Source organism: Streptomyces sp. NPDC045998, assembly GCF_056430285.1.
On record NZ_JBWKLJ010000003.1, the window covers coordinates 276,600 to 289,883 of the forward strand.

Here is a 13,284-nt window from a genome sequence, read left to right on the forward strand (position 1 = left end):
CCGGTGCTCCGGGCCGTCATACGACCTCGCCGGCCTTGTCCTCCACCTTGGCGGCCGGCTCCCCGGACGCCGGCGCCTCGGGCTCCGACGCCACCGCCGCCGTCTCCGTGACCGCCTCGATGCCCGTCGCGCGGGTCCGCTCGACCGTGCCCGCCTCGATCTCGGCCGCGAAGTGGCAGGCCACCTTGTGCCCGCCGCCCACGTCCCGCAGCTCCGGCCGGTCCGTCGCGCACAGCGTGTCCTGCTTCCACGGGCAGCGCGTGTGGAAGCGGCACCCGGTGGGCGGGTTGGCGGGCGACGGGAGGTCGCCGTGGAGCAGGATCCGCTCCCGGCGGTCCTCGACCTCCGGGTCCGGCACCGGCACCGCCGACATCAGGGCCTTGGTGTACGGGTGCTTCGGCGCGGCGTACAGCGCGTCGCTCGGCGCCTCCTCCACGAGCGACCCCAGGTACATCACGCCGATGACGTCCGAGATGTGGCGCACCACGGCCAGGTCGTGCGCGATGACCAGGTACGTCAGGCCGAGCTGCTCCTGGAGCTCCTCCAGGAGGTTGATCACCTGGGCCTGGATCGACACGTCGAGCGCGGAGACCGGCTCGTCGCAGATGATCAGGTCCGGTTCGAGCACCAGCGCGCGGGCGATGCCGATGCGCTGGCGCTGGCCGCCGGAGAACTCGTGCGGATAGCGCGACAGGGCGTTGTCCGGGAGGCCCACCCGCGCGAGGATCGCCTTGATCTTCTCGCGGCGCTCCTCCTGGTTGGCGCCGATCCCGTGGGCGGCCATGCCCTCGGAGAGGATCGACTCGATGTTCTGGCGCGGGTTGAGGCTGCCCAGCGGGTCCTGGAAGACCATCTGGAGGCGGCGCCGGAAGCGGCGCATCTCCTCGTCCGGTAGCTTCGCCAGGTCCGTACCGTCGAAGACGGCCTCGCCGTCCGTGACGTCGACCAGGCGCAGCACCGCGCGCCCCAGCGTGGTCTTGCCGCAGCCGGACTCGCCGACGAGCCCGTACGTCTGGCCCGCCTCGACGGACAGCGAGACGCCGTCGACCGCGTACACATGGCCGACCGTACGGTCGAAGAGCATGCCCTTGCGGATGGGGAAGTGGACCTTGAGGTCGTTGAGTTCGAGCAGGCTCATGCCGAGACCTCCGCCGTGGGCAGGACCGGGGGCAGGACCGGGTTGACGCAGCGCACCTGGTGTCCGGCCGCTCGTGGTTCGGTCAGTTCGGGGGTGCCGGTGAGGCACTCCATCGTGTAGTGGTCGCAGCGGGGCGCGAAGGCGCAGCCGTCGGCCCAGGCGATCTTGTCGTTGATGGAGCCGCGGATGGGGTTGAGCGGCTCACCGCGGGGGGCGTCCAGGCGCGGGATGGAGCCGAGCAGGCCGTGCGCGTACGGGTGGGTGGGGTGCGCGAACAGCTCGCGGCGGCCCGCGGACTCCACCACCTTGCCCGCGTACAGGACGTTGACCTGGTCGCACAGGCCCGCGACGACGCCCAGGTCGTGGGTGATCATCAGCAGGGCGGTGCCCTCCTGGTCCACCAGCTCCTTGAGCAGCTCCAGGATCTGCGCCTGGATGGTGACGTCCAGGGCGGTGGTCGGCTCGTCGGCGATGAGCAGGCGGGGGGCGCACGCGACCGCCATGGCGATCAGCGCGCGCTGGCGCATACCGCCGGAGAGCTGGTGCGGGTACTCCTTGAGGCGCCGGGCCGGGTCCGGGATGCCGACCCGGTCGAGCAGGGACGCGGCCTCCTTGCGGGCGGGCTCGCCCTTCAGGCCCCGGTGGCGCTCCAGGATCTCGGTGACCTGGACCCCGACCGGTACGACCGGGTTCAGCGACGACAGCGGGTCCTGGAAGATCATCGCCAGTTGGCTGCCGCGCATGTCGCGCAGCTGCTTGGGGCTCATGGTCAGCAGGTCGGCGCCGTCGAACGCGGCGCGGCCGGTGACCGTGACGCCCTTGCGCGGCAGCAGGCCCATCAGCGCGAGCGAGGTCACGGACTTGCCGCAGCCCGACTCGCCGACCAGGCCGACGACCTGGCCCTGGTCGACGTCGAAGGAGACGCCGTCCACGGCCGTCGAGGGCGTACGGCCGCGCCCGCCGAAGGTGACGGTGAGTTCGTCAACAGAGAGCAGTGGCATGGCAGTTCAGCCTCGCAGCTTCGGGTCGAGGGCTTCGCGCATGGCCTCGCCGAGCAGCGTGAAGCCGAGGGCGGTGATGATGATCCCGATCGCCGGGAAGAGCGACATCATGGGCGCGTTGTCGAAGAACCGCTGCGCCTGGGAGAGCATCACGCCCCACTCGGGGACGGCCGGGTCCGGGTTGCCGAGGCCGAGGTAGGAGAGGGCCGCCGCCTCGATGATCGCGGTGGCGAGGCTGAGGGTCGCCTGGACGATCACGGGGCTGAGGGAGTTCGGCAGGATCTGGGTCATGACGATGCGCCGCTTGCGCACGCCCAGCGCACGGGCCGCGAGGACGTAGTCGGAACCGCCCTGGGTGAGCATCGAACCGCGCAGCAGCCGGGCGAAGATCGGCACCTGCACCACGCCGACGGCGATCATCACGGTGGTGAGGGACTGGCCCATCACCGCGGCGATGGAGACGGCGAGCAGCAGCGACGGCAGCGACAGCATGATGTCGGTGATGCGCATGACGACGGTGTCGATCCGGCGGCCCGCCGGGCCGCCGAGCGTCGCCGCGGCGCCGGAGAGCAGCCCGATGAGCGCGCCCACGATCAGACCGATGAGCATCGACACGACACCCACGAGCAGGGTCTGCCGGGCACCGACGAGGAACCGGGACAGCTGGTCGCGGCCGAGGTGGTCCAGGCCGAACCAGTTGTCGCCGCGCGGCCCGACGAACTTGCCCTGGTTGGGGAAGACCTCGCCCCGCCAGGTCTGCGCGGTGGGGGCGTACGGCGCGATCCACGGCCCGATCACGGCGACGACGACGAACACGGCGATGACCGCGGCACCGACGAGCGCCATCTTGCTGGCTTTGAGGCGGCGGAAGGCCTCGCGCCACAGGCTGCCGCCGGCGGTGGCCTCGCTCCGTACGGTGAGCTGGGCGAGGCGGTCGATCTTGTCAGTCTTGGTGCTCACGTCAGTGCACCCGCACTCTCGGGTCAATGAGGCTGTACGCCAGGTCGACCAGCAGGTTGATGAGGACGTACACCATGGCGATGAACATGATGAAGCCGACGAGCACGGGGTAGTCGCGGTCGTCGATCGCGGTCCGGATGAAGGAGCCGATGCCGCCGAAGGCGAAGACGGACTCGGTGAGCACCGCGCCCGACAGCAGCGATCCGGTCAGCAGGCCGATCGTGGTGACCACCGGCAGCAGCGCGTTGCGCAGCACGTGCCGGCCGCGTACGACACGCTTCTCCAGGCCCTTGGACTCGGCGGTGCGGACGTAGTCCTCGCCGAGCACCTCCAGGACGCTGGCGCGGGTCATGCGGACGATGACCGCCAGGGGGATGGAGGAGAGGGCGACGGCCGGCAGCACCAGGTGCATGAGCGCGTCCCAGGAGGCGTCGAACTCGCCGGTCAGCAGACCGTCGAGGACGGCGAAGCCGGTGACCTCGGTGGCGTCCATGCCGGTCGACAGCCGGCCGTAGCTGGGGAAGAGGCCCAGGTTGACGGCGAAGACGCCCTTGAGCAGCAGGGCGAGGAAGAACACCGGGACGCAGATGCCGACCAGCGAGCCGGACACCGCCGTGACGTCCAGCCAGCTGCCGCGCCGCCGGGCCGCGAAGTACCCCAGCGGGATGCCGACGACGACGGCGATGAGCATCGCCGTCAGGCCCAGCTCGACCGTGGCCGGGAAGCGCAGGACGAACTCGTCCCACACCGGCTGGCCGGTCTGGGTGGAGGTACCCAGGTCGAGCTCGGAGAGTCGCTTGAGGAAGCGCCCGTACTGCACCCAGACCGGCTGGTCGAGGCCCAGAATGCGGTTGATGCGCGCCACTTCGGCTTCGGTCGCCCGCTCGCCCAGGATCGCTGAGGCGGGTCCGCCGGGCAGCCGGTTCAGCCAGAGGAAGAGCAGAACCGACAGGCCGAGCAGGGTGGGTATGAGCTGTAGCAGTCTTCGTACGACGAGTCGCAGCACCCCGCATGCCCCTTTCTTAACGTGCGTGAGATGCGGGTCCGCCCGGCCACCGACGATGCCGTGGCCGGGCGGACCCCGCGTGGGATGCGATTACTTGAAGGAGACCTCGGCGAAGTTCTCCTGCGTCAGCGGGGAGACCTTCGGCGGGTTGACGTTCTTGCCGAACGCGATGGCGGGCGGCGAGGAGGAGATCGGCAGACCCGGCAGGTAGTCCATGATCACCTCGTTGGCCTTCTTGTACGCCTCGACGCGCTTGACGGGGTCCGCCTCCTTCGAGCCGGCGGTCACCGCCTCGAAGACCTTGGCGTCCTTGAAGCCCCACTGCTTGTCGTACTCGGCGAACCAGGTGCCGATGAAGTTGTAACCGTCGTTGTAGTCACCGGTCCAGCCGAGCATGTGCAGGGCGCAGGCACCGGCCTCGGTGGCGTCCAGGTAGTCCGGGGCCCACTTCATGGGCTTGGGGGTGACCTTGATGCCGGCCTTCTCCAGGTCGGACTTCATCAGCTCGAAGATGTCCTGCGGAGCGGGCATGTACGGGCGGGTGACCTCGGTCGGGTAGCAGAACTCGATGCTCAGACCGGACGCGCCCGCGGACGCGAGGAGCTGCTTGGCCTTGTTGGTGTCGAACGGGTACTTCTTCACCTTGTCCGAGTGGCCGGCGATCGTGTCCGGCATGAACTGCGTGGCCGCCTTGCCGCCCTCGGGGAGCTGCGTCTTGACGATGTTCTCGCGGTCGATGGCGTGCGCGATGGCCTGGCGCACCTCGGGCTTCTGCAGCGCCGGGTTCTTCTCCTGCGAGAAGCCGACGTAGAAGATGTTGAAGACGTCACGGGTGGGGACCTGGAAGCCCGCGTTCTCCAGGGTCTTCACATCGGCCGGGGCGACGAGGTCGTAGCCGTCGATGTCACCGGCCTGGAGGGCCTGGCGGCGGCCGTCCTCGGTGTCGATGGTGCGGAAGACCAGGTTCTTGATCTTGGCCTTCTCACCCCAGTAGTCGTCGAAGCGCTCGAGGGTGACTTCCTTGTTGCCCTTGTTCCACTTCACGATCTTGTACGGGCCCGTGCCGGCGACCGTGCCGGCCTCCTGGCTGTACTTCGGGTACGTGATGGCCTCGCCCTTGGCGGTGGCCTCCTGCTTCTCGTACTCCTTGAGGGCCTTCGGCGAGTGGATCGCCAGGGCCTGGAGCGAGAAGCCGCCGGGGAGCGTGGCGGAGGGCTCGTTCACCGTGATGACCGCGGTGTTCTCGTCCTTGGCGGCGCAGGACTTGTAGTTGGGCTTCGGGGCTTCCTTGTCCTCGTTCTTGGCGAAGCCGCCGAGGATGCTCTGCCAGTAGTACGAGACCGCGCTGGACTGGTACGTGCCCTTCCAGTTGAACCAGTGGTCGTAGTTCGCGCAGACGGCCGCGGCGTTGAACGCCTCGCCGTCGTGGAACTTCACGCCCTTGCGGAGGTTGAACGTCCACACCGTGCCGGTCGGGTCGCTCGACCACTTCTCGGCCAGCCCGCCGACGAGCTTGCTGCCGCCCGACTCGTGCTCCAGCAGCGCCTCGAACGCCTGCCGGGTCACCCGGAAGGTCTCACCGTCGCTCGCCAGGGCGGGGTCGAGGGAGGAGGGGTCACCTGCGCCGGCGAACACGAAGGTGTCCTTGTCACCGGCCTTGTCGTCGCCCTTGCCGCGCTCACTGGCACAGCCCGTGGCGATCATCCCGACGGCCAGCGCCGCCGTGATCGCCCGGACGGACCGGGACTTGAATATTCGCATGGGTCCCCCCAGGGGTTCCGCCGTGACGGGAGAGTGGTGGTCTTGACCGGCCGAACACTACCCACGCGTACCTCGGCGGAGAACAGTCCGCATAGCGGTGATACCTACCTGAGACCCGGACACTCGCCAAACCGGTCAGTTCCGGGACAAGCACGTGGGGAGGCGTAACACCCGTGACATGTGGGGCGGTTCGGCGGGCCGCTCCGGCGGGGTGTGGAGGGAGGCGTCGCGGGGTGGGTGTCCAAGGGGCGGGCCTGGCCCGCGCGGGCGATGTGGCGCAATCACGCGGCTCTGTTTTGACGAGGGCATGCCATGCTTGCCCGGTCTTGCCCGTGACCGTTCACGATCCCGCCGCACCGGGCGGTGGGGCCGGTCGCCGGCGGCAGGGGGAACGTGACGTGTTACGAAGATCGAGAGCTGCCCTCGCACTGGCCGTGACCACGCTCGTCATGGCGCTCTCCGCACCCGTCGGGCAGGCCCGGCCGAGCGCCCCCGCGGAGCGGGTCGCCGCCCAGGCGTCCCACGACGACGCCGTCTACGTCGTCCAGCCGCGAGCGGACGGGACCACCTACACGGCGGTGTACGACCCCGCGCCCGGCGTCAGCGCGGACCAGCTGCGGGCCAGCCTGCGGCGGCAGGGCGTCCGCGGGGTGCAGGACGCCGACGGCAAGACCGGCAAGACCGGCATCGGCGCGTTCGGCTGCGCGCCCTACGTCGGCACCGCGTCCGCGTGGTGCGGGGCCAAATGGGCCTACGGGCCGTTCAACGACCCGCAGGTGTACTTCCTCGACCACACCAGCGACTCCTGGCCGGTGACGGACGCCCGGGTCGACTGGTACCAGGCGCCCGGCATCGACGCGTACTACCGCTGGCACACGGCAGGGTGCCCCGGGGGCGGCCGTCACTGCGTCCACGTGTACAGCGGCAGTTACGGCAGCGAATGGTACGGACTGACCGAGGCGACGACGTCCGGCGGCTACTTCGTCGACGGGTCGGTCACCGTCAAGCTCAACGACCAGATCACCCCCAACACCTACGCGGCCCGGCGCAGCGTCGCCTGCCACGAGATGGGGCACGCGCTCGGTCTCGACCACAACGGGTCGACCAACAGCTGCCTGTCCGTACCCGAGTTCCCGCAGCACCCGTCCTCGGACGACTTCGGCGTGCTGAACCTGCTCTACCCCAAGCCCGGCACCTGACAGCCGGACGTGCCGCACCGCGCCGGGCCTCCCCCCGCCCGGCGCGGTGCCCCTCGCGCGCGGTGGCCGTCAGGCGCCGCGCGGGGGGTAGCCGTAGCCGCCGCCCGGGAGCATCGGCGCCGTCGCGTGGGCCTCGCGGTCGTAGAACGGGCGCGCGTTGGCGCGCAGCCACAGGGTGACGGGGTCGTACTCGTCGGACATGGCGACCGTCGAGACGGGCAGCCCGTCCGGCACCGCCACGATCGACTCGCGCATCATCGCGCGGACCGCGTCGACCGAGGCCTGGCTCGTGTCGTACAGGTCGAGGCCGATGGCGAGGTACGGCGAGCCGAGCGCGGGCTGGACCCAGGCGCGGCGCAGGGAGCGGACGGCCGGGGTGCGGTGGGCGTTCTGCGTGAGCAGGGCGTAGAACTGCGGGATCTGGATGCCGGGTTCGGACAGCTTGAGCGGTCCCGCGGGCATCCGGTCGAGGCCCGTGGCGATGCGGCGGAGGTCGGGCCAGGGGATGCCGACGCCGCCACCGGGGGCGTGCGGGTTGAGCCAGACGCCCCAGCGGTCGGGGTAGAGCGCGCGGGCGATGTCGCGGCCGGTGATGACCTCGTGGGCGCGGTTCCAGCCGGAGACGGCGAGCTCCTGGGCGGAGGTGACGCAGGGCGCGTAGCCCATCCCGTCGACCTCCATGTTGCCGTACTGGGCGTCGGGCGAGCCGGCCTGGCCGTGCCAGAGCAGCATCATGAGCGGGGCCTCGGCGAGGGCCGTGAGCAACGCCTCGTACGCGTCGTAGCGTCCGGGCGTGACGTTGCTCAGCAGCTGCTCGATCGGCCCCGCCGCCGTGGTGCTCTGCACGCTCACCCTGGGTCCCCCTCTTCGGTCCACCGCACCAGCTTAGGGGGTGTCCCGCGGATCGGGCCGAGCCCGGCGGGGTCCAACGACGCCCCTAGGGGGTGTCCGCAAAGTAGCGTCGTCCGCCCGGAGGGCGGGCCTGGCGGCGTCTGGGGGCACGCTCCCCGGTGCTTGTTCGGCTGAACGTGCGTCGGTAGGTCTGCGGGCTGACGCCGGTGGTGCGTTTGAAGCGGTCACGGAAAGTGGTCGGCGAGCCGAAGCCGACCTGGCGGCCGATGCGCTCCACGGAGTGCTCCGTGGTTTCCAGCAGGTGCTGTGCCTGGCGGATGCGGGCTCGGTGGAGCCACTGGAGCGGGGTGGTGCCGGTCTGGTCGCGGAAGCGCCGGATCAGGGTTCGGGTGCTGGTCCCGGCCCGCTCGGCGATGTCGGCGAGGGGCAGGTCGCGGGCCAGGTTCTCCTGTAGCCAGGTGAGCAGCACCTCGAGTTCGGAGCCCTGCGGTGTGGGTGCGTGATCGTGGACGATGAACTGCGCCTGTCCGCCTTCCCGTTCGAGAGGCATCACTGACAGGCGTGCGGCGTCGGCGGCGACGGCCGAGCCGTAGTCACGGCGGATCATGTGCAGACACAGGTCCATACCCGCCGCGGCACCGGCCGAGGTGAGCAACTGGCCGTTGTCGACGTAGAGGACGTCCGGGTCGACGTCGATGTCCGGGTGAGTGGCGGCCAGAAGACCGGCCGCGCGCCAGTGGGTCGTGACGCGCAGCCCGTCGAGGAGCCCGGTGGCGGCCAAGGGGAAGGTGCCCACGCAGATGGACGCGATCCGGGTGCCGACGGCAGCGGCCGACCGCAGCGCGTCGTGCACGGCGGGAGAGAGCGGGGCGGCGAGATCGGTGACGCCCGGCACGATGATCGTGTCCGCGCCCTGAAGGCCCTCTAGACCCCAGGGGGCGCGCAGGACGAAGGCTCCGGCGTCGACCTCGTCGCGCTCGGCGCACACCCGGACCTGGTAGCCGGGCCGCCCGTCCGGCAGGCGGGTCCGGGAGAAGACCTCGATCGGGGTGGACAGGTCGAACGGGATCACCCGATCCAACGCGAGAACGGCGACCGTATGCATGGCCGGTACCTGCCTCCCCATCAGCTTGACGGACCTGGGCCGCCCTTCCGGAAGCTCCATGTCATCGCAGTTCACGCCCTTCGAGAAGGTGTTGGCACTATTCCGTCGAAACGTGTCACCAGTGCCACTGGGCGAGGACCCGGGAAGCCGGTTGACTTCGGAGCATCGCCGGCCGGCCGCCTTCCGTCTTCGAAGGTCACCGGCGAACGCCAGGCCACCCCGGAGCAGCCGACGTGAAGGAAGAAGTCATCCCCTCATGAACCTCGTGTCACCGGTGATCGTCGGCATCATCTACTGCCTGCTGATGTCCCTGATCAGAGAACCGCACCGACGCCGCTTCAACGCGATCATGGTGGGCGGAGCCGGCGCTGCCTATCTGAGCGGGGGCGGATTCGGCCCGTGGGAGATCCCCTTCGTCGCACTCATGGCCTATGTCGCCTACCGCGGCCTGGACTCCTGGGCCTTCATCGGCGTCGGCTGGCTGCTCCACACGGCCTGGGACATGGCCCACCACCTCAAGGGCCATCCGATCCTGCCGTTCTACCACGACGCATCCCTGGCATGTGCCATCTGTGATCCGGTCATCGCCCTGTGGTGCTTCCGCGGAGGGCCTTCCCTGATCAAGGTCCGGAGGCTGCTCGGAGGCGGCGTGAAGAGGGTGTGGAACAAGTCCGAGCCGACCGGGAACTGAAGCTGCGAGCTCTCGGCTCATGCCCCCGGTCCCGATGACGAACAAGCTAAGGCCGCTGGTAGAACGGCCGCACTTTGTCCAGCATCCAGTCGCCCACCGGGTCCTGCGCGATGTCGAGCAGGACCAGGTTGACCGGCCAGGGCACCGCCACGCGGCCGAGCGCCCGGCCGAGGGCGTCCATCGGTACGGTGCGGTCCGCGCCCTCCCAGGAGGAGAGCTGGACGCCGACGAAGAGCGTGGGGGCGCCGCCCTCGATGGAGGCGAGGGCCCGGCGGGCGGTGAGCACGGTGCCGGTGGCCTCGAACTCGGCGGCCGCCGCGGCGAGGAAGTCGACCGGGTCCTCCTGCCAGTCGGGCTCGAACAGCCGCACCCGGGCGCCGCTCGCGGGCCCGTCCAGCGGCGTACGGCCCACCCGGCACAGCTCGGCGACGGCCGGAGGCGGCAGGGGTGCGCCCACGGCTCCGCCGGGGTTGACGGCGATGCCGAGCTGCGGGGGCAGACCGCGCGCGAACTCGACGGCGGGGGCGACGGTGTACGACATGTGGGGCCCGACGCACCGCAGGAACTGCTGCTCGGAACTGAAGACGGGGACGTACGCCTGGCCGTCCAGCTCCAGCGTGGGCAGGTCGAGGTCCGGGCTGTCGGGGCCGCCGCCCTTGGGGAGCGGGATCCACAGGGGGCTGCGGCCCAGGACCTCGACGAGCCGGGGTCCGGCGGCGGGGTTGCCGAGCGAGGCGGCGAGCACCTCTTCGAGCTCATTGGCCGGCCATGCGGTGTCCACTGGTGTCCCCTCGTCCTTCCCACCCGTGCGGCGCTTGTTCAGGGCACCCTAACCGCCCGGCTCAGCCGAACGTGATACGGGTCAGCGCCGTCGCCGCCGGCCGGTCGAGCAGGACGGCGGACGCGCAGCCGCCGGGCAGCACGCCCTTCTCGGCGTCCCGCACCAGCCGCCCCACCGCCCTGCGGTGCCGCGCGAAGGCGTATCCGGAGACGCCCCGGCCCCGCTCCCGCTGGCCCTCGCGGGCCGCCTGGGGTGTGACGTCCAGCAGGACCAGGTGCAGGGCGCGCCCGCGCCGCCGGGCCTCGCGGGCCAGCCAGCGCCGGACCCACGCCTGGGTGCCGCAGTCGTGGACGACGACGCTCTCGCCGGAGCGCAGGGCGCGCCGCAGGCCGGCGTAGTGGGCGATCCGGACGAGGGGGCGGTAGACCGCGTACGGCAGGAGGCGCGGCATGCGGCGCTCCCACCGCTCGCGGGCGTCCTGGGAATCTATGCCGCGTCCCTCGGCCGCGCGGGCGATCAGGGTGGACTTGCCGCTGCCGGGCAGGCCGGAGACGACCACCAGGTCGCCGGCGGCGAAGCCCAGCTCGCGCGGGCAGCGCCCGGCGCGGTCCCGCAGGTCGCGCAGCACGGGCGCGGGCGGGCGGGCGGGCGCGGGCACGGCGACCGCGCCCACACCGGTCACGGCGCCCGTCGCGGCGCCGCTCACCGCGCCGGGCACGGCGCCGGTCATCGCGCCGCTCACCGCACCGGTGGCCGCGCAGGCACCTGTCCGCTGGAACCTCATCGCGTACTCCCCCTGCTCGGGCTCGGCCTTCCCCGACCCTTGCCCAAGAAGTGTAAAGAAAGGGTAATAAGGCACAAGCGATTTGCCGATGAGACCCCGCGTGCAATGATGTGCGCGCCACCGCACGCAGGTGCGTACAACCGCATACCGGCCGCTTGAATCCGCGCGGGAGAGTCCCGGGTCCCGCCCGGGCGCCGAAGGAGCAAGTTCCTCCCTTGAATCTCTCAGGCCCCGTACCGCGTGGATGAGGCAGATCTGAAAAGCGGGCCGCCACGGCGGCTCCACCCAAGGTGCAAGCCGAAGGCCGTCCCCGTACGGTCACGGTGAACCTCTCAGGTTCCGATGACAGATGGGGAGGACCGTCTTCGAGCCATGCCCTGGGAGCCCTATCCATGAGCACTTCCCCCCGCCTCACCCCCCACCCGTCACCCGCCACCACCCCAGCGGAAGGCGCTTCGCGCCGCTCCCCCCTCCTGGCCGTGCATCGGGCGCTCGGCGCGACCATGACCGACTTCGCGGGCTGGGACATGCCGCTGCGGTACGGCAGCGAGCGCGACGAGCACAACGCCGTCCGCACGCAGGCCGGCCTCTTCGACCTGTCCCACATGGGCGAGATCACGGTCACGGGCCCGCAGGCCGCCGCCCTCCTCGACTTCGCGCTCGTCGGCAACATCGGCGGCGTCGGTGTCGGCCGCGCCCGCTACACCATGATCTGCCAGGAGGACGGCGGGATCCTCGACGACCTGATCGTGTACCGGCTCCAGGAGCAGGAGTACATGGTCGTCGCCAACGCCTCCAACGCCCAGGTGGTGCTGGACGCCCTCACCGAGCGGGCGGCGGGCTTCGACGCCGTCGTACGCGACGACCGGGACGCGTACGCCCTGATCGCGGTCCAGGGCCCGGAGTCCCCCGGCATCCTGAAGTCGCTCACCGACGCGGACCTGGACGGGCTGAAGTACTACGCGGGGCTGCCGGGCACCGTCGCGGGCGTGCCCGCGCTGATCGCCCGCACCGGCTACACGGGCGAGGACGGCTTCGAGCTGTTCGTGGAGCCTCAGCACGCGGAGAAGCTCTGGCAGGCGCTGACGGAGGCCGGCGCCCCGGCCGGCCTGATCCCCTGCGGCCTGTCCTGCCGCGACACGCTGCGCCTGGAGGCGGGCATGCCGCTGTACGGGCACGAGCTGACGACCGCCCTCACCCCCTTCGACGCGGGCCTCGGCCGGGTGGTCAAGTTCGAGAAGGAGGGCGACTTCGTGGGCCGGGAGGCGCTGGAGGCGGCCGCCGAGCGGGCGCAGATCGCCCCGCCGCGCAAGCTCGTCGGCCTGGTCGCCGAGGGCCGCCGTATCCCGCGCGCCGGGATGCGGGTGGTCTCCGAGGGCGAGGTCGTCGGCGAGGTCACCTCCGGCGCCCCGTCCCCGACGCTGGGCAAGCCGATCGCCATGGCGTACGTGGACGCCGCGTACGCCGCGCCGGGCACGGCGGGCGTCGGTGTCGACATCCGCGGTACCCATGAGCCGTACGAGGTCGTGGCGCTTCCGTTCTACAAGCGCCAGAAGTGACCTCCGGCCCCTTCCGGACCAGTCCCCCGTTCACCAGCACTCCCCCGCGTACAGGAGAATCCCAGTCATGAGCAACCCCCAGCAGCTGCGCTACAGCAAGGAGCACGAGTGGCTGTCGGCCGCCGAGGACGGCGTGTCGACGGTCGGCATCACGGAGCACGCGGCGAACGCGCTCGGCGACGTGGTGTTCGTCCAGCTCCCGGCGGTCGGCGAGACCGTGACCGCGAACGAGACCTGCGGTGAGCTGGAGTCGACCAAGTCCGTCAGCGACCTGTACTCGCCGGTGACCGGCGAGGTGACGGAGATCAACGAGGACGTCGTGGCCGACCCTTCGCTGGTGAACACCGCACCGTTCGAGGGCGGCTGGCTCTTCAAGGTACGCGTCGCGGAGGAGCCGGAGGGCCTGCTCTCCGCCGACGAGTACACCGAGTTCTCCGGCGAGTAAGG

General features: G+C 70.9%; 13 protein-coding genes and 1 riboswitch. Of the genes, 4 read left to right on the plus strand and 9 right to left on the minus strand.

Annotated features, from left to right (window positions below; translation table 11 throughout):
• Window positions 1-16: 16 nt before the first annotated feature.
• From AC07FJ_RS10265 to AC07FJ_RS10285, 5 genes are all read right to left on the minus strand, one after another.
• Entirely contained in the window at window positions 17-1,138 is a 1,122-nt protein-coding gene (locus AC07FJ_RS10265; RefSeq protein WP_479047350.1) for an ABC transporter ATP-binding protein, read from the minus strand.
• Window positions 1,135-2,139, minus strand: a complete 1,005-nt coding sequence (locus tag AC07FJ_RS10270; protein WP_361418694.1) for an ABC transporter ATP-binding protein — start codon at window positions 2,137-2,139, stop codon at window positions 1,135-1,137. Before AC07FJ_RS10270 ends, AC07FJ_RS10265 begins: the two co-directional genes overlap by 4 nt.
• Before the next feature lie 6 nt (window positions 2,140-2,145).
• Entirely contained in the window at window positions 2,146-3,099 is a 954-nt protein-coding gene (locus AC07FJ_RS10275; protein ID WP_361418697.1) for an ABC transporter permease, read from the minus strand.
• 1 nt (window position 3,100) lies between these two features.
• On the minus strand, window positions 3,101-4,105 hold the full coding sequence (locus tag AC07FJ_RS10280; RefSeq protein ID WP_479047353.1) for an ABC transporter permease: 1,005 nt from the start codon (window positions 4,103-4,105) through the stop codon (window positions 3,101-3,103).
• Window positions 4,106-4,195: 90 nt separating this feature from the next.
• Window positions 4,196-5,866 (minus strand): ABC transporter substrate-binding protein, encoded by a 1,671-nt coding sequence (locus AC07FJ_RS10285; RefSeq protein ID WP_479047356.1) that lies wholly within the window; start codon window positions 5,864-5,866, stop codon window positions 4,196-4,198.
• Window positions 5,867-6,300: 434 nt separating this feature from the next.
• Here AC07FJ_RS10285 and AC07FJ_RS10290 point away from each other — a divergent pair, with 434 nt between their 5' ends.
• Entirely contained in the window at window positions 6,301-7,065 is a 765-nt protein-coding gene (locus AC07FJ_RS10290) for a zinc metalloprotease (protein WP_479047359.1), read from the plus strand.
• 69 nt (window positions 7,066-7,134) lie between these two features.
• On the opposite strand, the gene AC07FJ_RS10295 is transcribed toward AC07FJ_RS10290, so the two are convergent.
• The gene (locus AC07FJ_RS10295; protein WP_479047362.1) at window positions 7,135-7,917 is read right to left on the minus strand and encodes an enhanced serine sensitivity protein SseB C-terminal domain-containing protein; all 783 of its coding nucleotides are present in this window, start codon (window positions 7,915-7,917) and stop codon (window positions 7,135-7,137) included.
• Between the two features lie 85 nt (window positions 7,918-8,002).
• The gene (locus AC07FJ_RS10300; protein ID WP_479047365.1) at window positions 8,003-9,022 is read right to left on the minus strand and encodes a GlxA family transcriptional regulator; all 1,020 of its coding nucleotides are present in this window, start codon (window positions 9,020-9,022) and stop codon (window positions 8,003-8,005) included.
• Between the two features lie 256 nt (window positions 9,023-9,278).
• Here AC07FJ_RS10300 and AC07FJ_RS10305 point away from each other — a divergent pair, with 256 nt between their 5' ends.
• A complete protein-coding gene (locus tag AC07FJ_RS10305; RefSeq protein WP_479047368.1) occupies window positions 9,279-9,713 on the plus strand; it encodes a DUF6010 family protein in 435 nt (144 codons plus the stop codon).
• A gap of 46 nt (window positions 9,714-9,759) precedes the next feature.
• On the opposite strand, the gene AC07FJ_RS10310 is transcribed toward AC07FJ_RS10305, so the two are convergent.
• Both AC07FJ_RS10310 and AC07FJ_RS10315 read right to left on the minus strand, forming a co-directional pair.
• On the minus strand, window positions 9,760-10,494 hold the full coding sequence (locus AC07FJ_RS10310) for an enhanced serine sensitivity protein SseB (RefSeq protein WP_468285011.1): 735 nt from the start codon (window positions 10,492-10,494) through the stop codon (window positions 9,760-9,762).
• Window positions 10,495-10,555: 61 nt separating this feature from the next.
• A complete protein-coding gene (locus AC07FJ_RS10315; protein WP_479047371.1) occupies window positions 10,556-11,278 on the minus strand; it encodes an AAA family ATPase in 723 nt (240 codons plus the stop codon).
• 156 nt (window positions 11,279-11,434) lie between these two features.
• A riboswitch (glycine riboswitch) is annotated at window positions 11,435-11,527 on the plus strand.
• A gap of 143 nt (window positions 11,528-11,670) precedes the next feature.
• Between AC07FJ_RS10315 and gcvT the strand changes: the two genes are divergently transcribed.
• Window positions 11,671-12,837 carry a glycine cleavage system aminomethyltransferase GcvT gene (gcvT, locus tag AC07FJ_RS10320; RefSeq protein ID WP_479047374.1) on the plus strand — a complete coding sequence of 389 codons (1,167 nt, stop codon included), beginning with the start codon at window positions 11,671-11,673 and terminating at the stop codon, window positions 12,835-12,837.
• Window positions 12,838-12,904: 67 nt separating this feature from the next.
• The gene (gene gcvH, locus AC07FJ_RS10325) at window positions 12,905-13,282 is read left to right on the plus strand and encodes a glycine cleavage system protein GcvH (RefSeq protein WP_479047377.1); all 378 of its coding nucleotides are present in this window, start codon (window positions 12,905-12,907) and stop codon (window positions 13,280-13,282) included.
• The last annotated feature ends 2 nt before the right edge of the window (window positions 13,283-13,284 follow it).